Source organism: Polaribacter ponticola, assembly GCF_026191475.2.
Taxonomy (GTDB): Bacteria; Bacteroidota; Bacteroidia; order Flavobacteriales; family Flavobacteriaceae; genus Polaribacter; species Polaribacter ponticola.
Genome location: NZ_JAOSLC020000003.1, coordinates 838,155 through 860,974 on the forward strand (window position 1 = coordinate 838,155; position 22,820 = coordinate 860,974).

The 22,820-nt window shown below is 28.7% G+C and carries 21 protein-coding genes and 2 pseudogenes; 10 read left to right on the forward strand and 13 right to left on the reverse strand.

Features of this window, described 5'->3' with window-relative positions:
* The first annotated feature begins 7 nt into the window (after positions 1–7).
* The 6 genes and pseudogenes from N5A56_RS08755 to N5A56_RS08780 all read left to right on the forward strand — a co-directional run bounded on the left by N5A56_RS08755 (position 8) and on the right by N5A56_RS08780 (position 7,701).
* The gene (locus N5A56_RS08755; protein WP_265725109.1) at positions 8–1,372 is read left to right on the forward strand and encodes an ABC transporter permease; all 1,365 of its coding nucleotides are present in this window, start codon (positions 8–10) and stop codon (positions 1,370–1,372) included.
* A gap of 47 nt (positions 1,373–1,419) precedes the next feature.
* Positions 1,420–2,877, forward strand: a complete 1,458-nt coding sequence (locus N5A56_RS08760) for a TolC family protein (RefSeq protein WP_265725110.1) — start codon at positions 1,420–1,422, stop codon at positions 2,875–2,877.
* Between the two features lie 507 nt (positions 2,878–3,384).
* Positions 3,385–5,757 (forward strand): TonB-dependent receptor, encoded by a 2,373-nt coding sequence (locus N5A56_RS08765; protein ID WP_265725111.1) that lies wholly within the window; start codon positions 3,385–3,387, stop codon positions 5,755–5,757.
* 3 nt (positions 5,758–5,760) lie between these two features.
* The gene (locus N5A56_RS08770; protein ID WP_265725112.1) at positions 5,761–6,591 is read left to right on the forward strand and encodes a DUF4249 family protein; all 831 of its coding nucleotides are present in this window, start codon (positions 5,761–5,763) and stop codon (positions 6,589–6,591) included.
* 54 nt (positions 6,592–6,645) lie between these two features.
* Positions 6,646–7,459, forward strand: a pseudogene (murQ, locus tag N5A56_RS08775) (N-acetylmuramic acid 6-phosphate etherase).
* A complete protein-coding gene (locus tag N5A56_RS08780; RefSeq protein ID WP_265725114.1) occupies positions 7,456–7,701 on the forward strand; it encodes a DUF6095 family protein in 246 nt (81 codons plus the stop codon). Before murQ ends, N5A56_RS08780 begins: the two are co-directional and overlap by 4 nt.
* 102 nt (positions 7,702–7,803) lie before the next feature.
* On the opposite strand, the gene N5A56_RS08785 is transcribed toward N5A56_RS08780, so the two are convergent.
* Positions 7,804–7,989: a hypothetical protein gene (locus tag N5A56_RS08785; protein ID WP_274270343.1), complete on the reverse strand. Its 186-nt coding sequence runs from the start codon at positions 7,987–7,989 to the stop codon at positions 7,804–7,806.
* A gap of 769 nt (positions 7,990–8,758) precedes the next feature.
* Between N5A56_RS08785 and N5A56_RS17820 the strand changes: the two are divergent.
* A pseudogene (locus N5A56_RS17820) lies at positions 8,759–9,237 on the forward strand (DUF6695 family protein); the annotation flags it as partial.
* A 282-nt stretch (positions 9,238–9,519) separates the two neighbouring features.
* A complete protein-coding gene (locus N5A56_RS17825; RefSeq protein ID WP_476445311.1) occupies positions 9,520–9,771 on the forward strand; it encodes a DUF6695 family protein in 252 nt (83 codons plus the stop codon).
* A gap of 9 nt (positions 9,772–9,780) precedes the next feature.
* Here N5A56_RS17825 and N5A56_RS08795 read toward each other — a convergent pair whose 3' ends face one another.
* Positions 9,781–10,275, reverse strand: a complete 495-nt coding sequence (locus N5A56_RS08795) for a DinB family protein (protein WP_265725117.1) — start codon at positions 10,273–10,275, stop codon at positions 9,781–9,783.
* Between the two features lie 232 nt (positions 10,276–10,507).
* On the opposite strand from N5A56_RS08795, the gene N5A56_RS08800 reads away from it, so the two are divergent.
* Positions 10,508–11,377: a hypothetical protein gene (locus N5A56_RS08800; RefSeq protein WP_274270345.1), complete on the forward strand. Its 870-nt coding sequence runs from the start codon at positions 10,508–10,510 to the stop codon at positions 11,375–11,377.
* Positions 11,378–11,550: 173 nt separating this feature from the next.
* Here the strand turns inward: N5A56_RS08800 and ettA are convergent, their stop codons facing one another.
* The 10 genes from ettA to N5A56_RS08850 form a co-directional block, all read right to left on the reverse strand.
* Complete coding sequence (gene ettA / locus N5A56_RS08805; RefSeq protein WP_265725119.1) at positions 11,551–13,242, reverse strand: energy-dependent translational throttle protein EttA; 1,692 nt, start codon at positions 13,240–13,242, stop codon at positions 11,551–11,553.
* Between the two features lie 95 nt (positions 13,243–13,337).
* Complete coding sequence (locus N5A56_RS08810) at positions 13,338–13,520, reverse strand: CAL67264 family membrane protein (RefSeq protein WP_265726117.1); 183 nt, start codon at positions 13,518–13,520, stop codon at positions 13,338–13,340.
* Positions 13,521–13,633: 113 nt separating this feature from the next.
* Positions 13,634–15,658 carry an NADPH-dependent 2,4-dienoyl-CoA reductase gene (locus N5A56_RS08815; RefSeq protein ID WP_265725120.1) on the reverse strand — a complete coding sequence of 675 codons (2,025 nt, stop codon included), beginning with the start codon at positions 15,656–15,658 and terminating at the stop codon, positions 13,634–13,636.
* 119 nt (positions 15,659–15,777) lie between these two features.
* Positions 15,778–16,485 (reverse strand): pirin family protein, encoded by a 708-nt coding sequence (locus tag N5A56_RS08820; RefSeq protein WP_265725121.1) that lies wholly within the window; start codon positions 16,483–16,485, stop codon positions 15,778–15,780.
* Positions 16,486–16,624: 139 nt separating this feature from the next.
* Entirely contained in the window at positions 16,625–17,494 is an 870-nt protein-coding gene (locus N5A56_RS08825; RefSeq protein ID WP_265725122.1) for a pirin family protein, read from the reverse strand.
* Between the two features lie 200 nt (positions 17,495–17,694).
* Complete coding sequence (locus N5A56_RS08830; RefSeq protein ID WP_265725123.1) at positions 17,695–18,132, reverse strand: MarR family winged helix-turn-helix transcriptional regulator; 438 nt, start codon at positions 18,130–18,132, stop codon at positions 17,695–17,697.
* Positions 18,133–18,355: 223 nt separating this feature from the next.
* The gene (locus tag N5A56_RS08835) at positions 18,356–18,604 is read right to left on the reverse strand and encodes a glutaredoxin family protein (RefSeq protein WP_265725124.1); all 249 of its coding nucleotides are present in this window, start codon (positions 18,602–18,604) and stop codon (positions 18,356–18,358) included.
* A 3-nt stretch (positions 18,605–18,607) separates the two neighbouring features.
* Entirely contained in the window at positions 18,608–19,141 is a 534-nt protein-coding gene (locus N5A56_RS08840; protein WP_265725125.1) for an NADPH-dependent FMN reductase, read from the reverse strand.
* Positions 19,142–19,251: 110 nt separating this feature from the next.
* Positions 19,252–19,647: an OsmC family protein gene (locus N5A56_RS08845; protein WP_265725126.1), complete on the reverse strand. Its 396-nt coding sequence runs from the start codon at positions 19,645–19,647 to the stop codon at positions 19,252–19,254.
* Entirely contained in the window at positions 19,634–19,999 is a 366-nt protein-coding gene (locus N5A56_RS08850) for a DoxX family protein (RefSeq protein WP_265725127.1), read from the reverse strand. The genes N5A56_RS08845 and N5A56_RS08850 overlap by 14 nt, the downstream gene beginning before the upstream one ends.
* Before the next feature lie 293 nt (positions 20,000–20,292).
* Here N5A56_RS08850 and N5A56_RS08855 point away from each other — a divergent pair, with 293 nt between their 5' ends.
* Entirely contained in the window at positions 20,293–20,733 is a 441-nt protein-coding gene (locus N5A56_RS08855) for a hypothetical protein (RefSeq protein ID WP_274270346.1), read from the forward strand.
* 375 nt (positions 20,734–21,108) lie between these two features.
* Here the strand turns inward: N5A56_RS08855 and N5A56_RS08860 are convergent, their stop codons facing one another.
* The gene (locus N5A56_RS08860; RefSeq protein WP_265725129.1) at positions 21,109–22,797 is read right to left on the reverse strand and encodes a hypothetical protein; all 1,689 of its coding nucleotides are present in this window, start codon (positions 22,795–22,797) and stop codon (positions 21,109–21,111) included.
* Positions 22,798–22,820 lie beyond the last annotated feature (23 nt).

The window sequence follows — 22,820 nt, forward strand, 5'->3', positions numbered from 1 at the left end:
TTTTTATATGATAGACAAAATCTACATAGAAAAACTAAAATCTAATTTTAGTGAAGCAGTACGGGTTATTTTAGCAAATAAAGTTAGAACTTTACTTACTTCTTTAGGAATTATTTTTGGTGTTGCTGCAGTAATTACTATGCTAGCAATTGGAAATGGGGCTGAAAAAGAAATTTTAGCACAATTAGAATTAGTTGGTGTAAATAATATAGTTATTACACCTATTCCTGATGAAAAAGAGAATGAAAACGAAGAAGAATCTGAAGCAGGAGGAATTGTAGCTAAACGTTTTTCTAAAGGTTTAGACATGCTAGATGTTGCTAGTATAGAAAAAAATATTCCTTCAGTTAAAACTGTAAGCCCAGAAATTGTTTTAGAAACCTATGTTATAAAAAAAGGAAGACAAAGCCCTGTTAAATTAATTGGTGTTTCTACAGATTTCTTTTCCACATCTAATATTACCATAGAAAGTGGTAAAAACTTTTCTAGAGCTCAAACCGAAAATTCTTTACCTGTTTGTGTTATAGGAAAAAAGATTGAGAAAAAACTATTTACAGGAGAAAGCGCTTTAGGGAAACAGATAAAAGTTAAAGATGTTTGGCTACAAGTTATTGGTGTTATTGAAGAAAAATTTATTTCGGAAAATGCACAAGAAAACTTAGGAATTAGAGATTTAAACCAAGATGTATACATACCTATTAGAACTTTTTTAGTTCGCTACAAAGACCGTAAAATTATTAGTGACAAACCTTTACCCGAAGGAAATGTTATGATTTTTGGAGATCAACAAGGACCAAAAAAGAAAATCCCTAGAGGAAATTATCATCAAATAGATAAATTAGTTGTTCAAGTTAATAACTCTACTGAGTTAAATGCTACTGCAGATGTTTTAAGTAGAATGTTAAAAAGAAGGCATAATGATATGCTAGATTTTGAAATTTCTATACCCATTCAACTTTTAAAACAACAGCAAAAAACAAAACAGATTTTTAATATTGTACTAAGTATTATAGCAGGAATATCATTACTTATTGGAGGAATTGGTATTATGAATATTATGTTAGCTTCAGTTTTAGAAAGAACTAAAGAAATTGGAATTATTAGAGCCATTGGAGCAACACAAGAGGATGTAATTTTGCAGTTTTTAACCGAATCTGTTTTAGTAAGTATTGGTGGTGGAATTATAGGAATTTTCTTAGGTATATTTGCCTCCTACCTTTTAGAACTTTCTACGGGTATCGAAACAATTTTATCTTTAAACTCAATTTTACTTTCATTTTTTGTAGCAACTTTAATTGGTTTAATTTTTGGTATTGCTCCTGCTAAATCTGCAGCAAGTAAAAGCCCAATTGAAGCTATTAGACATGAATAATTATAAGGTAATTTACATTTAAACATAATCATTTAAGCATAACACAAATGAAAAAGATAATTATTCTGTTTTGTTTTTTCCTAACATTTACAACATATAGTCAAAAACAAATATCACTAAAAGAGGCAATTAGTATTGCTCAAAAAAACTCTCCAGATTATAAAACTTTATTAAATCAAAATCAGGCAAGTTATTGGAGATTTAGAAATTATAAAGCAAGTTTTTTACCTCAATTAAGATTAGATGCTACTTTGCCTCAATATTCTAACTCGGTAAATAGAATTACAAATGATAATGGACAAGATATTTTTGTACGTTCAAATCAATCTAGAATTGATGCTAACTTGTCTTTAAATCAGAATATTGCTTTAACAGGTGGTACAGTATCTTTTAGCACACAAGTAGAAAGAGTGGATGTTTTTGGTGATAACGCTGCTACAGGATTCGCAGTTGTACCCTTCTCTATAAATTACAGACAAAATTCACTTTTTTATAATGAATTTAAATGGAATAAAAAGATTGAACCTTTGCTTTATGAGGAAGCAAAAAGAGAGTTTATAGAAAACATGGAGCAAATTTCTTTAAATACATCAAGAAGGTATTTTGCTTTATTAAAAGCTCAAGTGCAATCTAAAATTGCTAAATCTAATTTATCAAATCAAGATACATTATTCCAAATTTCTAAAGGAAGATTTAAAATGGGAAAAATAGCTGAAAATGATTTACTACAAATTGAGCTTTCTGTTTTAAATTCTAGAAATGGATTAACTACAAATGAAATTAATTTAAAAAGAGCTACTCAAAATTTATCTAGATATTTATCATTAGGCACAGAAAGTATTGAGCTAAATACTCCAAAAAAATTATCCACTTTTACGGTTACTGTAAAAAAAGCGATGGAGGAAGCTAAATCTAATAGAAAAGCAGTAATAGAGTTTAGAAGAAAACGCTTACAAGCAGAAAAAGATGTTGCAGAAGTAAAAGGAAATAATAGATTGCAGTTAAGGTTAAATGCTAATTTTGGAATCTCTCAACAAGGTAATGTTTTTAATGATTTGTTTCAAAATTACAACCAACAACAGAATGTAACTCTATCTTTAGGAATACCAATTTTAGATTGGGGAGTTTCTAAATCTAGACGAAAACTTGTTGAGGCAAACAAAGATTTAATTAATACTAATATTGAACAAAATGAACAAGAGTTTGAACAAGAAATATATTTACATGTTTTAAATTGGCAAAACCAAAGAAGCTTTTTAGAAACAGCAGAAAAGGCTCAGGAAATTGCTATTAAAAGATATGACATCACTAAAAAAAGATTTGTTTTAGGAAAAATAACAATTACAGATTTAAACTTAGCACTTCAAGAAAAAGATAGATCTGTATTACAATACTTAAATTCTTTAGAGAAGTTTTGGGTAGACTATTACACCTTAAGAAGGTTAACTTTATATGATTTTATAGAAAATAAAAAAATTGAAGTTGAAGATATTGTATATAATTAAAGATAGATTAGTTATTTAATCAGATTTTTTTATGAGAAATTAAAATTTAATGTAACAAATTCAACTTTTGGTCACTAATAGGAAAATATAATAACCTATAACTCTAAATCACATAAACAATTAATAAAGTTGATTTAAAAAGACTAGTCAAAATTTAAAAAATATTTATCGTTAGTACAGAAAGTTCTAAACTTAATGCTCTAAAAAAATATCCGATTTTACTGTTTATCTAAAGATCTATTACAAAATTAAAAAAGAATTTTTGAGACAAAATAGAAATTGCAGATTTTAATTTAGCGTTTAAAAAATAAAGACCTACTAAACAATACCTGCTTTTTTAGAATAATTTTTGACGAATTATTAAACTAAGAATTTTAAGTTTATTTCATTTTAGAGAAAACAAAAATTGAAATTAAAAATATCATTTATAATTAATCCATTTTTAAAGTCTATAACTACTAAAAAATCGTAATTTTGTTTACTATTTTAGTATTTTAATTAAACATTATGACAAAGAAATTATTCTTCTTATTTTTTATTTTCTCTTTAGGCGCATTTAGTCAAGAGAAAATAACACTGAGCGGTACAATCTCAGACAAAATTAATAACGAAACTTTGTTTGGAGTTTCAATTTATTTTCCTGACTTAAATGCAGGAACTACGACCAATGAATATGGTTTCTATTCTATTACACTACCAAAAGGTTCACATAATTTTCAAATAAACTATATTGGTTTTACTACAATATCCGAAACAATAAATTTAGTTAAAAAAACTACAAAAAATTTTAAGCTTTCTGAAGAAGCGGAAAGTTTAGATGAAATTATAATTGAAAGTAATATAGAAAAGATAAACGTTAGAACTCCACAAATGAGTGTTAATAAACTTACATCTAAATCTATAAAACAAATTCCTGTAGTTTTAGGAGAAGCAGACATTATTAAATCTTTAATCCTTTTACCTGGTGTTACAAGTGCTGGTGAAGGTGCTTCTGGTTTTAATGTTAGAGGAGGTGCTGCAGATCAAAACTTAATATTATTAGATGAAGCTATTGTTTTTAACTCTTCTCATTTACTAGGTTTTTTCTCAGTTTTTAATCCAGATGTAATAAAAGATGTAAAATTATATAAAGGAGGAATTCCTTCTCGTTTTGGAGGTAGATTATCTTCCGTTTTAGATATTTATCAAAAAGAAGGAAATAGTAAAGACTTTAATTTAACCGGTGGAATTGGCTTAGTCTCTAGTAGGTTGTTAGCAGAAGGTCCTATCGAAAAAGAAAAAAGTTCTTTTGTAGTTGCGGGTAGAGCATCTTATGCACATTTATTTTTACCTCTATTTGACAATGATAACAAAGCTTACTTTTATGATTTAAATAGTAAAGTTAATTATAGATTTAATGAAAACAATAATATTTTCTTATCTACTTATTTTGGAAAAGATGTTTTTGGAATTAATGATAGTTTTGTAAATACCTATGGTAATACTGTAGTAAATTTAAGATGGAACCATTTATTCTCTGATAAAATATTTTCTAATTTATCTTTAATCTATTCTGATTATTTTTACGGAATTATTCTTGATTTTGTTGGCTTTGAGTGGGATTCTGGTATTAGAAACATAAACCTTAAATACGATTTTAAGCACTATATTAACAACAAGTTTAAATTAAGTTATGGTATAAATAACATCTATAGTAAATTTAACCCTGGAGAAATTGCACCTAACAGAGAAGATTCTGGAATTATAGCAGAAAAATTAACAGATAAATATGCTAATGAATTTGCTGCATACTTAGATGCAGAGCATAAAGTTAGCGACAAATTAACTTTACAATATGGTGTGCGTTTTAGTAATTTTACACGTTTGGGGCAAGACGAATTAAACCTTTATACAAAAGACAATCCTGTTGTTTTTAATGAACAGTTTAAAAAATACGAATCTGCAGACGCCATAGGAACTGAGTCTTTTAGTAGAACATCATCTATAGCAAATTTTAATAATTTTGAGCCTAGAGTTTCTTTATCTTATCTATTAAATGATGACGCTTCGTTTAAATTGAGTTATAATAGAATGACGCAATATTTGCACTTAATTTCTAACACCTCTTCTCCTACTCCATTAGATGTTTGGGCGCCTAGTGGAAAATATATAAAGCCACAATTACTAGATCAATTTGCTGTTGGTTATTTTAAATCGATAAAAAATGGCGATTATTCATTAGAAACTGAAGCTTTCTACAAAGACATTAAAAATAGAATTGATTATATAAACGGAGCTAATTTAGTTGCAAATAACGAAATTGAAAGTGTTATTTTAAACGGACAATCTAGAGCTTATGGTTTAGAAATTCTATTTAAGAAAAACGAAGGTAACTTTAAAGGTTGGTTAGCATATACGTTGGCAAAATCTGAACAAAGAACTTTAGGAAGAAATGCTAATGAACCTGGTATAAACCAAGGCGAATGGTATAACACTGCTTATGACAAAACACACGATATTTCTATAAACGGAAGTTATGAGGTTTCTAAAAAATGGTCATTTAATGCAAACTTTCTTTTTCAAACTGGACAACCTACAAACTACCCAGTTGGGCAATATGAAATACAAGGTTTAAACGTTCCTATTTATGATGACAATAGAAGAAATGCAGATAGACTTCCAACATATCATCGATTAGATATTTCTGCTACTTTAACTCCAGAAAAAAATAAAAATAGAAGATGGAAAGGCGAATGGATTTTTGGAATCTATAATTTATATGGCAGAGAAAATGCAGCGTCTATAAACTTTACCCAAAATAGAGAAACCTTAAAAAATGAAGCGATTCAAACTTCAATTTTTGGAATGGTACCTTCAGTAACTTATAACTTTAAATTTTAAGACATGTTTAAAAAATATATTTTTCCCGTTTTATTCTTATTCACAATTATAAGTTGCGAAAAAGTAATTGATGTAGAGGTTCCATCAATTGAACCTAAATTAATAATAGATGCTAATTTCGAAATTTTATTTGATAAAAGTCCTGTTATAGCAAACTCTATCGTTAAACTTAGTTTATCTTCAGATTATTTTGATGATGAAATTCCTTCGGTATCTAATGCAAATGTGTTTTTAACAAACTTATCTAACAATACAATTATCAATTTTATAGATACTAATTCTAATGGTAATTTTGAACCAATAAATTCTTTCATCCCAGAAGATGGTATTATGTATGAACTTACGGTGGTTTATGACAATCAAACCTATAAAGGGAAAGCTTCTAAAGTTAAATCTACTCCGCTAACAAATGTTGTACAAGGAGATGAAACTTTATTTTCTGGAGAAGAAACAGAATTAGAAATTACATTTAAAGACGAACCTATTATAGAAAACTACTACTTATTTAACTTTGATAGAAATTTATTTTTATCAATAGATGACCGTTATTTTAATGGTTCTGATTATAATTTTTCTTTTTTCTATGATGAAGATGATATTGAATTACCAGCAACTGTAACCATTAGAATGTCTGGAATAACAAAAGAGTATTATACATATTTTGAAATATTAATTAACCAAAGTAATCAAAATTCTGGTGGGCCATTTGCCACAGCTCCTTCTTCTTTATTAGGAAACATGATTAATACAACAGATGAAGATAATTTTCCTTTAGGCTATTTTCATATTTCTGAAACAGATACTTATACTTTAGATTTAGTTAAAAAAGATTAAATAACTTGTTTAATTCTTTCTATCAAAACACTAGAAAAACAGTATTTTTGAAAGATGACTTTTACAAAAACTACAGAACAAGATTCTAAATACAATCATTTAGAAAAAATGTCTATCTCTCAATTATTAAATAATATTAATAATGAGGACAAATTGGTACCATTAGCTGTTGAAAAAGCTTTACCACAAATAGAAAAACTAACTAAACAAATAGTTAATAAACTAAAGAATTGGTGGTAGATTATTCTATATTGGAGCTGGTACTTCTGGTCGATTAGGTATTCTAGACGCATCAGAATGCCCGCCAACTTTTGGTGTGCCTCATGAGTTAGTTGTTGGTTTAATTGCTGGTGGAGATTACGCTATAAGAAAAGCTGTTGAATTTGCAGAAGATTCCATAAACCAAGGTTGGCTAGATTTACAAGAACACAATATTTCTGATAAAGATGTTGTAGTTGGTATTGCTGCCTCTGGAACAACACCTTATGTAATTTCTGCGCTAAAAAAATGTAACGATAACAATATTATTACTGGTTCAATTTCATGTAATAAAAATAGTCCTTTGTCTTTAACCTCTAAATTTCCGGTAGATGTAGTTGCCGGGCCAGAATTTGTAACTGGTAGTTCTAGAATGAAAGCAGGAACAGCTCAAAAACTGGTTCTAAATATGTTATCTACTACAACAATGATTCAGCTTGGAAAAATAAAAGGTAACAAAATGGTAGATATGCAGCTATCTAACAACAAATTGGTAGATAGAGGAGAAAAAATGTTAGTAAAAGAATTAAATATCGACCAAGAAACTGCAAGTAAATTATTGCAAGAATTTGGAAATGTAAGAAATGCAATTCAAAATTATACAAAATGAGTACAGATTTAGATTTATTAAGTAAAGGACTAATTAGATTAGGTATTTTGGTTTTTCTATTTATTTTATCACCTGTACTAATTACAATGGGTTTTAAAGGTTTAGATAAATTTAATGAAGCTCCTAAAATTTATTTTGTGTATTTATTAATTTTCATTGGTTTTGCTACTTTAATTTTTACAGTATACTTTGCTTTTAAAACATTTAAAGTGATAGGAAACTCGATTTTTAATAATAAATAGGAAAACTGAAAACGAACAAATTACATAAAGTTTTACATTGGGAATATTGGCCTTCTTCTATGTTTTATGTTCCTAATTTGCCTTATGCTTTCTATTTGGCTGCTAAAGCAAAGCATTCCGCTTTTTTAGCGCAGCAAATCCTTCTATAAAAAGTTCTGGAAACGGAACAGAAAGTAAATACCAAACATTACAATTAATACCTGCAAAATATAAGCCTAAAAGCGTTTTACATACTTGTAATTCTAATTTAGAAAGCACTTTTTTAGCAATTAAAAAAAGGAATAACATATCCTTTAATTGCTAAACCAGACATTGGTTTTAGAGGTTTATTAGTACAAAAAATAAAATCTGAAAAAGAATTAAGAACGTACTTAGAAAAGTATATTATAAATATAATTATACAAGAATATGTTAGTTGTAAGAATGAATGTGGTATTTTTTATCACAGAAACCCGAATGAACAAAAAGGTACAATTTCTTCCATTACTTTAAAAAAATTTCTTTGTGTTACTGGTAATGGTATATCAACTCTAGAACAATTAGTTTTATTAGATGCAAGAGCAAAATTATATAGTCCTTTACTATTAGAAATTCATAAAGAAAAATTAAAAACTATTCCAAAAAACAACGAAATCATACAGCTTTCCGTTATTGGAAACCACTCTAAAGGAACCCAGTTTATTAATGGAAATCATCTAATATCAAAAAAATAGAACAAACTTTTGATGCTTTAAGTCATCAAATACCTGGTTGGTTTTATGGTAGAGTAGATTTAAAATACAATGATTTTTCTGAAGTTGAAAATGGCGATAATTTTAAAATAATAGAAATAAACGGAATTATATCTGAGCCTACTCATATTTATGATGCTCAAAATTCGTCTTATTTTACAGCATTAAAATCGATTAGAACTCATTGGAAATCACTGTATCAAATTTCTAAAACCAACCACGAAGAACATCAAATTCCTTATAAAAGTTCTAAAAAATTTATATCAGAGATGGTTGAACTAAGAGCTTATACTAAAAAAGTGAAATTAGTTTCTAGATTGTAAAAAATGTTAAACAAAAAGGAAATAAATTCTGATGGAATAATAATCATATTATCATACCCTGATACTGTTGTTAGACCTGCTTATTGGGAAACATTAAGTAATTTTTGGCCAAAAATAGGCATAGGAAGTAAACATGCAGTACAAGCAGGACATTCTGCTTTGCTATTAATTAAAAAAACTCACCAGAAATTAAATATTACGATTTTGGTAGATATATTACTTCTTATGGAAATGGACGCGTTAGATCTTACGAAACCGATCCAGAACTTTATATTCCTTTAAAAGCTACTTTTAAGAGTAAATCTTTAACAAATTTAGACGAGATATTGTTATGGCTAGAAAAACATCCTGAAAAAACGCATGGAGAAGGAAGATTAATAGCTAGTGTTAATCATCAAATAAATTATAATAAAGCACTTAACTTTATACATGCTTTAATTGATAAAAAAGAGTTTCCATATGGAGCTTTCTTAAAAAAAGGTAGCAATTGCGCTAGATTTGTAACCGATACTATTATTAATTCGTGTACTAAAAAGAGAATTCAATTAAAACTAAAAAGTTCTTATTTATTAACGCCAAGTCCTATTGGTAATACTATAAAAGGAAAAACTTCGAAAGAAGTTTATACTGTAAAAGACCAAAAGATTAAAGAATATAAAAACAGATCTATATTAAAAGAATACAATGCTTCTTTTTTTAAAAAATTTGATAGGGAGCTTAATTTAATTGGGACCGAACTACCCGACACTAAATCATTTGATTTAATTAACGGAACTTGGTTATCTGGTATTGGTAGCGGAGCTTGGTTTAAAATTGAAGAGAAAATAAACAATTTAGAATATAGAATTTCTAGATACAACACTAATGGAAAAAAAGATTTCGAAAGTGTATTTATTATTGATAACACTTCGTTTAACCTTAATCTAAGTCATCAATTTAAACATCCTTCAAATTGTAAAGAAATATACATCAGGCAAAATGAAGTCAACTTTACGTTTAAATTGTTAAATATATAAACATTTACTTTATCCAACTTCTTGCTTTTTAGGTGTTGTAGGATTAAACCCAAAATCTGCATCTGGCAATTCTATTCCTAATTGATAAATAAGATAACCTACACTTGCGTAATGATGAATTGCATGACTTTGTGCTTGCATTAATGCAGCTTCTAGTGTAGTATTTACCGTTATTTTACCAGAACCCAAATCATCTGAGACTGTTATTTCAGATTTTAAATTATTATTAGATATTGCACAAACTTGATCAATTACTTTATTAAAATAATCAATCCCTACAGTTGTTTTTTGCTCTGCTAATTCATTCCTTTCCCTAATGGTTAAATCTATATTCTCATTCTTAAAACCAGTTAAAACACATGAAAATACGTCTAAAACATGACGCATATGACAACCAATACTAGAATAATATGGCTGAATTGAATTATTTGAGTATTCATCGTCGGATATATTTTTTAATAAATTAATACCTCTTTGTAAATTTTTCTCAATGGCTTCAATCATCTACTATAGTTTTCTTTATAAGTCGTATAAATATAGAAAAATATACATATAAATCCATATTTTTTACAGAAAGAATAATTGAAGTAACTTACTAACTATCAGTACACAAAATTAAATAAAAACATTTTACAAAATTTTAATTTTATTTCTTGGCATGCTATTTGAAAATAAACTACCAAACGCGGAAGTCGAAAAGCTAAACGAGTAGACAAAACCCTTAAAACCATATATTATGAAAAAAGGTATACTTATTTTATTAGGAATGTTCATGATGGTTTCAACTGTTGAAGCCAAAAAAGGCGATAATTTACCAAACAGAATTAGGGTAAATTACTCTTACAATAATGCTGTTAACTTTATTGAACGTGGTGTTGAATTTTATATTTTCACAAATGGAGATTTTGATTTTGATACTAATTTCAACAATCGATATAATAGAAATAATTCGATTAGGATAAATAGAGATTATAGAGGTAGAATTAGAAATGTTGGAAATGTTTTTATTAACTATGATAGAAGAGGAAATGTAACTAGAATTGGTAATGTTTTTATAAAATATTATAGAGGGCAACTTTCTAAAGTTGGAGATCTTAGAGTTAGATATAATAGAAATGGATACCCATTTTTTTATGGTAATGTAAAAGAATATTATTATGATAATGGAATTCGATTTAATATCAATTTCGGAGATGTTTGTGATTTTAATGATCGTTACTTTTATAGAAATGATTTTAGAAATAATTATTCTCAATTTAGAGAAGACAACAATTTTTATTATTACAAGGCAAAACCAAATGCCAAAATAGGAAAAAGAAGTACTATTTTAAAAAGAAGAAAACCAGTTAACAAAACTGATAGAAGAAAAACAATAAAAAGAAATTCTAGCAACTCTTATAGGAAACAAACTACTACTGATAGTAATTTAAGAATTGATACAAGAAGAAATAGTACTTTTAAAAAAACAGATAAGAGAAATAGAATTACTAATAATTCTAAAATTAAAAGAAATAATAGAATTGAAAAAGATACTAAAAAAACTAGAGCTTTAAACACTAAGAAAACCAGTAAGAAAGAGCCAATTAACAGAAAAAGAAGACGTTAAAAATTATAAAAACGAAAAAGCCCTATTTTAAATAGGGCTTTTTTTTATTAAAATTTGGGTGTTTTCCCTGTAGGAAAATAGAAAATCTATTTATATTTTTGGAATTCCCCCATAAACCAAACTTAGTTTTTGTTAACTACTAGTCCTCATTAAAAAATGATGAGGGCTTTTTTTTATCTAATTAGTTTTCTATATTTAATTCTTTTAGGCATTAAATCTCCACCTAAACGTTTCTTTTTATTCTCTTCATATTCAGAAAATCCACCTTCAAAGAAATAGACTTCACTATTTCCTTCAAAAGCTAAAATATGAGTACAAACTCTGTCTAAAAACCATCTATCATGAGAAATAATTACTGCACAACCTGCAAAATTATCTAAACCTTCCTCTAAAGCTCTTAGTGTGTTTACATCTAAATCATTAGTTGGCTCATCTAATAAAAGAACATTTCCTTCTTCTTTTAAAGTCATTGCTAAATGCAACCTATTTCTCTCACCTCCAGAAAGAGTATTTACTTTTTTGTTTTGCTCACTTCCAGAAAAATTAAAACGACTTAGGTAAGCTCTAGAATTTACTTGCTTTCCTCCCATCATTACTAAATCCTGACCATCTGAAAAATTTTCCCAAATTGTTTTTTCTGGATTAATATCTGAGTGTGCTTGATCTACATAAGCTATTTTAGCAGTTTCACCAACACTAAAATTTCCAGCATCTGCTTTTTCTTCTCCCATTATCATTTTAAAAATTGTTGTTTTACCAGCACCATTTGGCCCTATAATTCCAACAATTCCTGCTTGAGGTAAGTTAAATTCTAAATTATCATATAATAATTTTTCACCAAAAGCTTTAGAAACACCAGTAGCTTCAATAACATTCGTACCTAAACGTGGTCCATTTGGTATATATATTTCTAATTTTTCATCAGTTTGTTTCTGATCTTGACTCATTAAATTGTCATAATTCTTCAAACGAGCTTTTTGCTTTGTTTGACGACCTTTGGCACCTTGACGAACCCAATCTAATTCTCTTTCTAAAGTTTTCTGATGTTTAGAAGCTGTTTTACTTTCTTGAGCCATTCTCTTAGATTTTTGATCTAACCACTCAGCATAATTCCCTTTCCAAGGAATTCCTTGTCCTCTATCTAATTCAAGAATCCAGCCAGCAACATTATCTAAAAAGTATCTATCATGCGTTACAGCAATAACAGTTCCTTTATATTGTGCTAAATGGTGCTCTAACCAATGTACAGATTCTGCATCTAAGTGATTGGTAGGCTCATCTAATAATAAAATTTCTGGTTCTTGCAATAATAATCTACATAATGCAACACGTCTTTTCTCTCCACCAGAAAGTACTCCAATTTTTTTATCAGAATCTGGAGTTCTTAAAGCATCCATTGCAATTTCTAATTTGGTATCTAATTCCCAAGCATTAGCAGCATCAATTTTATCTTGTAATTCTGCTTGTTGGTTCATTAGTTTCTCCATCTTATCTGCATCAGAATACACTTCTTCTAAACCAAACATGTCGTTTATTTTGTTGTATTCATCTAAAATTGCAACGGTTTCTGCTACTCCTTCTTTTACAACTTCTAAAACCGTTTTTTCTGGGTCTAATTGTGGCTCTTGTTCTAAGTACCCTACTCTATAACCAGGTGCAAAAGTTACATCACCTTGAAAATTCTTTTCTACTCCTGCAATAATTTTTAATAAAGTTGATTTACCTGATCCATTTAAACCAAGAATACCAATTTTTGCTCCATAAAAGAAGCTTAAGTAAATGTCTTTTAAAACTTGTTTTCCTGTAGATTTATAAGTTTTAGACAACTTATTCATCGAAAAGATTACTTTCTTATCGTCGCTCATTTGTATAATATATTAAATAATTGAAAAATTAAAAGATTTAAAGCAGTTGCTTAAAATCGAAATTTACTATTGTAAACTTATGTTTACTTGTTTTTTTATACTCTACCTTTTAAGGCATTAAATACCCATGCAATACAGAAGAAACCAATACCTACCGTTGCGAAACCCCAACCTGCTACATCTTCATATCTATAAGCACCCATTAAAATTAACACAATACCCATAATTAACATTAAAAAAGTTGCCCAACCAAGGACAGTATTTTTATTCATTCCCATATATCTTAAAATAGTTAGTTTAAACGCAAATATCGACATTTATTTATTCATTTAAAATAAAAAAACCTATGTAAACATAGGTTTTTAATAATTTAATAAAAAAAGAAAGTTAATTATAAAGTTACTGCTAGTCTTGCTCCTTGGTTTATAGCTCTTTTTGCATCTAATTCACTAGCAAAATCTGCACCACCAATTACATGCACATTTTTACCAGCATCTAATAATGGTTGATATAATTCTTTTTTAGGAGTTTGACCTGCACATAGAACTACATTATCTACTTTTAAAACTTTATGTTCTTCATTCTGAATATAATGCAAGCCTTCGTCGTCTATTTTAGTATACTGAACTTCATTAATAAATTGAACTTTTTTCTTTTTTAAAGTAGATCTATGAATCCAACCGGTAGTTTTACCTAGATTTCCTCCAAACTTACCTTTACTTCTTTTAAACATAAAAATTTCTCTTGGTGATGGATGCACATCTGGTTTAACACCTTCTATCCCACTTCTTGCCTCTAAAGTTTTATCGATTCCCCATTCTTTTAACCAAGCATCAATATTTAAAGCAGTAGATTCTCCTTCATGAGCCAAATACTCTGAAACATCAAAGCCAATACCACCCGCGCCTATTACAGCCACACGTTTTCCAACTGGTTTTTTCAGTTTTAAAACATCTATATAACTTAATACTTTTTTGTGCTCTACACCTTCAATTCTAGGAGTTCTAGGTGTAATTCCTGTAGCAATTACAATTTCTTCAAAATCAGATTTTAATAAATCTTCAGTTGAAACTCTTGTGTTTAGTTTTAGAGTTACATTATGTAATTCTATTTGTTTATTAAAGTATCTTATTGTTTCGTAAAACTCTTCTTTACCAGGAATCTGTTTTGCAATATTAAATTGCCCTCCAGTTTCTTTATCTGCATCAAATAATGTTACAAAATGTCCTTTTTGTGCTGCTATTGTAGCTGCTGCTAATCCTGCAGGACCAGCACCAATTACAGCAACTTTTTTCTTATTTGCTGTTATACCGTAATCTAATTCCGTTTCATGACAAGCTCTAGGATTTACCAAACAACTTGCTACTTTACGCTCAAAAACATGATCTAAACAGGCTTGATTACAACCAATACAGGTATTTATCTCATCACTTTTATCGGCTTCTGCTTTATTTACCCATTCCGGATCTGCTAAAAAAGGACGTGCCATAGAAATCATATCTGCATCGCCTTCAGACAATATTTTCTCTGCAGTTTCTGGCATATTTATTCTGTTAGAAGTAATTAAAGGAATTGATAATTCTTCTTTCATTTTTTTAGTAACCCAAGTAAACGCTGCTCTAGGAACCGATGTTGCTATTGTAGGAATTCTTGCTTCGTGCCAACCAATTCCTGTATTAATTATGGTTGCTCCGGCTTTTTCTATTTCTTTTCCTAATTGTACTACTTCTTCCCAACTACTTCCATTCTCCACCAAATCTAGCATCGATAATCTATAGATAATAATAAAATCTTTACCTACAACTTCTCTTGTTTGTTTTACTAACTCAATTGGTAAACGCATTCTATTTTCATATGCGCCTCCGTAATTGTCTGTTCTTTTATTAGTTCTTTTTGCTATAAATTGATTAATTAAATAGCCTTCAGACCCCATAATTTCTACACCATCATAACCTGCTACTTTAGATAATTCTGCACAGTTTACAAAATCTCTAATGGTTCTATTAATACCAGATTGTGTTAATTTAAATGGTTTAAAAGGTGTTATTGGCGATTTTATTTTTGAAGGTGCAACACTAAAAGGATGATAGCCATAACGACCAGCGTGCAATATTTGCATACAAATTTTACCGCCTTCTTTATGCACAGCTTCTGTTATTTTCTGATGATGTTTTGCATGCTTTTTTGTAGACATTCTTGCAGAAAAAGGTCCAGTCCAACCTTGTACATTTGGAGCAATTCCTCCTGTTACGATTAAACCAACTCCTCCTTTCGCTCTTTCTGCATAGTAAGTTGCAATTTTATCTATTCCGTTTTTTTCTTCTTCTAAACCGGTATGCATAGAACCCATTAAAATTCTATTTTTTAACGTTGTAAAACCTAAATCTAAGGGTTCAAAAATGTGCTTATATTTCATAATCTTGGAATTGAATTTATTATGCATGCATAATACTTTGCAAGATATGTTTATTTTTTGAAAGTAAAAAGCCAAAGAAATTGATTCTTTGGCTTTTTAAAAAATTATGAATGTTACAATTAATTCATAGGAACATCTATAATTAATAACTTACTATTTTTATGTGCTTTGATTGATACTTTTTCTACTTCATAAATACCAATTGCATCTCTTTTTTCTAATATTTCATTTGCTACACTAACTGCTCCTTCAATTAAGAAAAAATAAGCTCCATCATATAAATTATATTCGGTTTCAAACCCCTTTTCTAAATCTATCATAGAAATATATCCTTGTTGATTTATAGGCAAAGAACCTTTTACTAATTTGTCTTTTGGAGAAACTAAAACCTGAAATTGATTTTTTCTACCAGCTTTATCAAACATTTTCTGATTGTAATAAGGAGTAACATTTTCTATTTCTGGTAGAATCCAAAGTTGTAAAAAGTTAACTTCGTTGGTTTTACTATCATTAAATTCTGAATGTGTTAAACCTGTTCCTGCACTCATTACTTGAACTTCGCCAATATCTATAGATCGCTTATTATCCATATTATCTTTGTGAGATAATGCACCCGAAATTGGAATAGAAATAATTTCCATATTTTTATGAGGATGTGTTCCAAAACCCATTTTTGGTTGTACAACATCATCATTTAAAACACGTAACATTCCAAAATTCATTCTTTCTAAATTTTGGTAACTAGCAAAACTAAAGGTATGATATGATTTTAACCAACCATGGTTTGCAATTCCTCTTGTTTCTGATTTATGAATTATTTTTTTCATTTTGTTTCTTTTTTTCTAACATAGAGCACCTTATAATTAACGGTTTTTCATTCGCGTTAGTGATTGAAACGGCATCCTTTTTGTTTTTTACAAAAAGATACAGTGAAAAGCACGACCCTTTTCGGGTAACGCCCAAATACTAATACAAATACCCCATTTTTCCTTGGTTAAAATCTCGCATTGCTTCTAAAATTTCTGTCTGCGTATTCATAACATAAGGTCCGTATTGTGTTACTTTCTCTTTAATTGGTGTTCCAGAAATAATTAACAAAGTGCTTTCTTTTTTTGCTTTAAAGTTGATGAAATCTCCATCTTGATTAAAAGTAAGTATTTGATTATCTCCTTTTTTTAAAACTTCAGAATTATTAACCACAATTTCTCCGTCTAATAAATAGATTAAAGATTGATGATTTTCTGGAATCTGAATATCAAGATTTCCTCCTTCATTAGCATTTGCAGTAAAAACATTAACCGGAGTTTGAGTTTTAATTTTTCCTAAAACAGAATTTTGTTCTCCTGCAATAATATTTAATGCTACTTTTTTATCATCAGAAACAATCGTATCAATTTGATTTTCTTCTAAATGCTGATAATTAGGTGTCATCATTTTATCTTTAGCAGGCAAATTTAACCACAATTGAATACCTTCTAAATCACCTCCTTTTTTTACAAACTCTTTTGTAGGTCCTTCTGCATGAATAATACCTCTACCAGCTGTTGTCCATTGTACTCCGCCTGCTTTTACAACCATTTCATTACCTAAAGAATCTCTATGTAATTGCTCTCCTTTAAACAATAAAGTTATGGGTTCGAAACCTCTATGAGGATGCGGACCTAAGTCGAAAGGGTTTGAAAATTCGCTAATTGCATAAGGTCCGTAATGATGTAATAACAAAAAAGGATCTACATTTTCTATTCCTTCTGTTGGTAATGGTTGTCGTAATTTTATAGGTCCCATATTTACTAAAGGACTTGCTACTTTATGTTGAATTGATTTATAGTTTTTCATAATTTTTAGTTTATTAAACTCTGTCAATTCGAGTGAATTTTATGATTGAAATGCATAAAATTTGAATCGAGAATAAGTTTTTTTACTTTAAAAATGTTCTCGATACAATTTCGATAAAAAATCGAAATCACTCGAACTGACATTACAATTTTATTTACACTCCATATATTTTCCAAGGAAAATAAATAAACAAATTTTTTCTATCTAATTTTATCTAACAAATCGCTTAAAACTACTGCTTCTTCTTCCGTTAAATTCTCTAAAAATGATAAGTTCTTATTATCATCTATGGTTGATAATAACGTTAAACCTTGATTCGTTATTTTTACATACACTACTCTTCTATCATGATCGCAACGTTCTCTTTCAATTAGTGTTTTATCGCATAATTTATCCATTAAGCGTGTTGCATTTGGCGCTCTTTCAATCATTCTATCTTTTACAATTTGCACCTTAATTTTATCTTTTGCTCCTCGTAAAATTCTTAAAATATTGTATTGCTGTGGCGAAATACCGTAAGGTTTAAAGAATTCTGTTTCCTTACTACTTAACCAATTTGCAGTATATTTTATATTTATTAAAGCTTTTACTTTATCACTAACAAATTTAGATTGTATGTCTTTAGAAATGTCTCCCATTTTTTTAGTATTCAGTGTTCGGTATTCAGTAATCAGTAATCAGTAATCAGTAATCAGTAATCAGTAATCAGTAATCAGTAATCAGTAATCGAAAATTAAAAAAAAACTGGATAAGTCCATTTTTAACCTTTAAAACTTATTAACTTTTCTTGTTTCTTGTTTCTTGTTTCTTGTTTCTTGTTTCTTGTTTCTAGCTTCTAGCTTCTTGTCTCAAGTTTCAAAACTACGCTCTTAAATTTAAATCTTGCATTATTTTATTAAACTCTTCTGTTGTAGGTGTTAAGTACACTTTATCATCAACAAATAAAGTAAGAAACTTTACAACACCACCATATAATTCTTTGCTATGTTCTCTAGCTGCTGCATCTTTAGAAACATCTTTATAAATATAAGATTCATCTGTCGAATTTAAAAAATTTTTAAATGCAACTGTATATGCGTGTCCTTGTTTACCGTATAAAACTATTTTCATTTTTTACTGATTTACAAAATTCTCAAACTGATTTACCTTCTCTTTTAAAGAACTTAATAATTCTTCACTTACAATTTTATCGTCTTTAAAATTATCATAAAAACTAGGTAAAGAAAAAGAAACCAATTCTTTTGCGCCCATTCTAGAAAAGGTTTGAGAACCTACTTCTAAAACTGTTTGTCCACCTCTTCCTCCAGGAGAAGTTGCCATTAATAATAACGGTTTGTCTCTAAATATTTTAGCTTCTAGCCTAGAACTCCAGTCATAAATATTTTTAAATGCTGCTGTATAAGAACCATTATGTTCTGCTAATGAAACAATAAATCCGTCATAATTATCTAGCAACGAACTAAACTTTTTTGCGTCTTCTGGAAAACCTTTTTGTTCTTCATCTGAACTGTATATTGGTAGCGTAAAATCTCTTAAATCGATAATATCAAAAGTAGTATTTTCTAAATTTTGTGCTGCAAATGTTGCCAATTGTTTATTTATTGATGTTGAGCTTGTGCTACCTGCAAATGCTAATATTTTTTTCATAATTTTAAATTTTATGTGTTCTTTTTAAACTTGTTCTCGATACAATTTTTCGAAAAAAAATCGCTCGAACTAACAAACTGTAAACTGCGACTGCAAAATGCATCCATTTTTTACAGAATACTACTAACTATTCTTGTTTCTCCTTTTACCATTCTTGCAACAGGACATTTACCAGCGAATACTAATAATTTCTTTCTTTGATACTCTGTAATTTCTTTTTCGAAGGATATTTCTTCTGTTAAATATGCGCCACTTTCATCTTTAACTTGTGTAACATTTACGGTAATCTCTCCAATATCCCAACCATTTCTCTCTGCATAAGTTCTTAATGTCATAGAAACACAACCACCAATAGCGGTTAGTAAATATTCTACAGGAGTTGCACCACTATCTCCACCACCTGCAGAAACATCTTGATCCATTGTTAAAAAATGATTTCTTGTAGTTGCTTCTGCTAAATAGTTTTTATTCGTTAAAACTACTTTAGCTTTTTTATTTTCTGCCATTTGAAATTTTCTTACCAGAAATATATGATGTTGCTATAAAAATCATGCCTAAAACAGCAGCCATTTGCTCTCCATCGCCTATCATTACATGAGCGAGAAAAGCTAAAGTAACTCCAAAGAAAAAACCTGCATACGCCCATTCTTTTATTACTGAATCCCCAAGAAACCAAATTGCAATTAAACCTAATATTTTTGCTATAGCATACGGATAAATAATATATGTTGGATATCCGAAATTAGTAAACATACCTGCTACTTCTTCATGAGTAAAGAAATACATTCCTGCAGAAAAAAGCATTAACAGGGTTAATAAACTTGTAGATATGTAATAAATAGTTTTAGCTGTTTTCATCTTAATTGTTTTAAATACTAGGCAAAGTTACATAATATTATTTTACTTACCAAGGAAAATAAATCCAAGGAAATATATTGCGGTGAAATTATTTAAAAAGTATTTTTTTATATTGACATTGTATTATAAAAAAACTAACTTCGCTATTATTTAATACAAATCACTTGTCCTAAAACAATTTAAGAACTAAGAATTTAAATAGACTATTAAATATGAAATGCTCAGTTTGTTCAAATGAAATAAGAGAAAGTTATTGCTCAAATTGTGGCCAATATTTTAAAGACAGTAGGGTTATGAGTATTACAATCCTTAAGGATTTATTTAATAACTTTTTTTCATTAGAAAAATCATTTTTCTTAAATGTAAAAATCGGATTGAGTGAGCCGAAAACAATAGTCTTAAACTACTGGAAAGGATTTCGAAAATATTATTTTAGCCCTTTAAAATTCTTTACAATTGCATCGTTATTTCTTTTAATAAATTACTTTATTTCGAACGACTTTTTAGGGCTTGCAGTAACAAGCAACATTTCTTCTCATTTTGCAATTTTATTATTAAATATTACCATACTTACTATTTTAAGCTTTTTAATTTACTTTAAATTTAAGAAAAACATTTTTGAGCATTTAATTTTAAATATTTATAATGTAAGTTTATGGACTATACTATTTGTTCCGATATCAATAATTTTAAGTTTATCAGCAAAAAATAATGGTATTGCAGAATTTTTTTAATACCATTTCATTTATTGATTATGATTTGGAATTCCAAAGCTTTCGAGTTATCTAAATTAAGTCGTTTCACTTTTGTTACAATAAATTTAGTTTTGCTTTATGGAACTATCTTTGTTTTAAAATATTATGGCGGATTATAAAATAAGGAGAAAAAGTAACGATAGCAGAAAATAGAAAACACTATATTTCTAAAAAACTGCAAAAAAATAACCTTGAATAACTCAAGTTTTCTATATTTTTTTGAATCATTAAAAGCTACACATTTAAAACAGCATCCTTTTATAACTTTTAAAAATAAGCGTCTTTACGAAATGAAGAACGAATAAAGTAATCTCTTTTTCAATTATGGGATTGTATCGTAAACTCGCAATAACGTTACTTATTCGTTTTAATAGAATCTATTTGTCTCTGTAATCGTTGTATTTCTCTTGAGCTTTTTTCTTGCTTAGAAATTAACTTTATAGAATCTAATATTTGTTGATTTTTCTCTAAAATGGTATGCTCTTTCTCGAAATAGATATTTACTTTTTCGCTACTTCTCCAAGCTTCATTTAGTTGTTTATACACTTCCTCATTCCAAGTACTTGGTCTTTTGGCATCAATCCAAACAACATCTCTATATTCACTATCTATTAACGCTAAATCTGGTGTTGCAGAACCATCGAACTGCGCATTTTCTTTTTTTATTGCCGATATTGTACTTAAGAAAAACATACGTTTTCTACCTGCAATATTTTTTATATACGGTCTAAACTCTACCGGTTTATTAAAAGACCAATCGTATTCTTTTCTAGATTCAATTACTTTTAATGGCATTGCAGAAACACCTGCATAACCTTGTTTTTTTGATGCATGATCGTAAAAATACAACGCATCTGTACCATCTGCAGGTATAAAAACACTAAACGTTAAACTAGTTCTTTCTGTACCAACTGGCTCTAAACCAAACCAATGATACAAGCCGCTATAAGCACCCGTTTTTGTATCTGAAAAATCGAAATCGGTTACAAATGGTTGCTGATTTTGGTCGTCTGGTAAATCTGGAATTTTAACAGCCGTTTTCATATTCCAAGGCAAAGGATCAGAAAAACCAGCTAAAAACTTTAAACTTTCAGCTTTTAAACGTGATACTTTTTCAGACAATGTATTTTGTCTTGTTAAATACTCGTAATTTTTCATTTCATCAGGAGAAATATACATTCCTTTTCCGATTAAAACTCTTTCTACATAATCGTTAAAATTATGCTCTCCATTATCTATAACCATTACTCCACCAAAAGTCGGATACGGAAAAAAGAAGCCTTTCCATTTTATTAAACTCACCACCTCAACCCAAGCACCTTTATCATTTTTCATGTAATAAGTGTCACTTGGTTCGTAATTAAACAACATCCAAGGGTTTAAACGTTGCACAACTGCGTTGTATGTATTTCTACTAAATTTTAAAGATTCGCCTATAGAAAAAGTAACCGGAATTCTATTCTCGCTAGAAAAACGAGGAAAAGGTGTTGTACTAGATACAGAAAAAACCTCTTCTGTATTGTCTTTTATTCCTTGCCAAACATATTTTTCGGTTGGCTGTATTGCCATTGTCCATTGGTTTGTACCGTCTACTCTAACCAAATGCGGTAAAGAAACATCTTTGGTTTCTCCAACAGATTCGTTAGCCATAGAAAATATATTTCTTAAGGGTTGTATACGCTCATTCTGTGTTAAAGGCAATTCTGCAATTTCAATTCTGTTTAAATTATTAAAAACATTATAGGTTTTCATATAATCGTACATTTTAAAATGCCAACCAGCAAAATATAAAAGTCCGAAAAAAGCTGATAACAGAAATATGATTCCAATTCTTTTACCTGTACTTGCAGATTTTCTAAATTTTCTCAACCCGAAAAACAACACCGTAAAACATAATAAAATAATGAAAATAAATTTTCTTACAAATAATAAAGCAGGTTGATAATCGTCTCTTAAAAAGAACAACAAACCTAAAATTAGAATCGATAAAATAATAACGTTTCTTTTTTGTTTTCCTCCTTTATTCCAATAATTTTTAATCATAGTTTATGGTTTGAAGTATGAGG

Bases quoted from the DNA above. Each gene is read 5' to 3' on its own strand.
- N5A56_RS08755 (WP_265725109.1), top strand. From the start codon at position 8: ATGATAGACAAAATCTACATAGAAAAACTAAAATCTAATTTTAGTGAA.
- N5A56_RS08760 (WP_265725110.1), top strand. From the start codon at position 1,420: ATGAAAAAGATAATTATTCTGTTTTGTTTTTTCCTAACATTTACAACA.
- N5A56_RS08765 (WP_265725111.1), top strand. From the start codon at position 3,385: ATGACAAAGAAATTATTCTTCTTATTTTTTATTTTCTCTTTAGGCGCA.
- N5A56_RS08770 (WP_265725112.1), top strand. From the start codon at position 5,761: ATGTTTAAAAAATATATTTTTCCCGTTTTATTCTTATTCACAATTATA.
- N5A56_RS08780 (WP_265725114.1), top strand. From the start codon at position 7,456: ATGAGTACAGATTTAGATTTATTAAGTAAAGGACTAATTAGATTAGGT.
- N5A56_RS08785 (WP_274270343.1), bottom strand. From the start codon at position 7,989: ATGTTATTCCTTTTTTTAATTGCTAAAAAAGTGCTTTCTAAATTAGAA.
- N5A56_RS08795 (WP_265725117.1), bottom strand. From the start codon at position 10,275: ATGATTGAAGCCATTGAGAAAAATTTACAAAGAGGTATTAATTTATTA.
- N5A56_RS08800 (WP_274270345.1), top strand. From the start codon at position 10,508: ATGAAAAAAGGTATACTTATTTTATTAGGAATGTTCATGATGGTTTCA.
- ettA (WP_265725119.1), bottom strand. From the start codon at position 13,242: ATGAGCGACGATAAGAAAGTAATCTTTTCGATGAATAAGTTGTCTAAA.
- N5A56_RS08810 (WP_265726117.1), bottom strand. From the start codon at position 13,520: ATGGGAATGAATAAAAATACTGTCCTTGGTTGGGCAACTTTTTTAATG.
- N5A56_RS08815 (WP_265725120.1), bottom strand. From the start codon at position 15,658: ATGAAATATAAGCACATTTTTGAACCCTTAGATTTAGGTTTTACAACG.
- N5A56_RS08820 (WP_265725121.1), bottom strand. From the start codon at position 16,485: ATGAAAAAAATAATTCATAAATCAGAAACAAGAGGAATTGCAAACCAT.
- N5A56_RS08825 (WP_265725122.1), bottom strand. From the start codon at position 17,494: ATGAAAAACTATAAATCAATTCAACATAAAGTAGCAAGTCCTTTAGTA.
- N5A56_RS08830 (WP_265725123.1), bottom strand. From the start codon at position 18,132: ATGGGAGACATTTCTAAAGACATACAATCTAAATTTGTTAGTGATAAA.
- N5A56_RS08835 (WP_265725124.1), bottom strand. From the start codon at position 18,604: ATGAAAATAGTTTTATACGGTAAACAAGGACACGCATATACAGTTGCA.
- N5A56_RS08840 (WP_265725125.1), bottom strand. From the start codon at position 19,141: ATGAAAAAAATATTAGCATTTGCAGGTAGCACAAGCTCAACATCAATA.
- N5A56_RS08845 (WP_265725126.1), bottom strand. From the start codon at position 19,647: ATGGCAGAAAATAAAAAAGCTAAAGTAGTTTTAACGAATAAAAACTAT.
- N5A56_RS08850 (WP_265725127.1), bottom strand. From the start codon at position 19,999: ATGAAAACAGCTAAAACTATTTATTACATATCTACAAGTTTATTAACC.
- N5A56_RS08855 (WP_274270346.1), top strand. From the start codon at position 20,293: ATGAGTATTACAATCCTTAAGGATTTATTTAATAACTTTTTTTCATTA.
- N5A56_RS08860 (WP_265725129.1), bottom strand. From the start codon at position 22,797: ATGATTAAAAATTATTGGAATAAAGGAGGAAAACAAAAAAGAAACGTT.